The following is a 264-nucleotide window of genomic DNA, read 5'->3' as shown; positions in this document are numbered from 1 at the left end:
CAGTTCGTGTGCGCCTGGCTGGTGCCTATCGTAAGCCGCATCTTCGACTCTTGGTCGGCCTGCTCCCGGGCGAGTACGCCGGTGGCCCGACCCTCGAAGATCGTGTAGATCCGGTCGCAGAGGCCGAGCAGCTCGGGCAGCTCGGAGGAGATGTCGACGACGCCCTTGCCCGCGTCGGCGAGGCGCTGCACGAGGCCGTAGATCTCGTACTTAGCGCCGACGTCGACGCCGCGGGTCGGCTCGTCGAGGTTGAGCAGGTCCGGC

Annotated in this window: 1 pseudogene; it reads right to left on the bottom strand. The window is 68.2% G+C overall.

Features of this window, described 5'->3' with window-relative positions:
- Window positions 1–264: pseudogene (locus KVT14_RS20510) on the bottom strand (ABC transporter ATP-binding protein); the annotation flags it as partial.

It is taken from the genome of Cellulomonas sp. GbtcB1 (genome assembly GCF_019091725.1).
In the GTDB taxonomy this organism is placed as follows: domain Bacteria; phylum Actinomycetota; class Actinomycetes; order Actinomycetales; family Cellulomonadaceae; genus Cellulomonas.
This window is presented reverse-complemented; position numbering and strand designations above follow the sequence as displayed.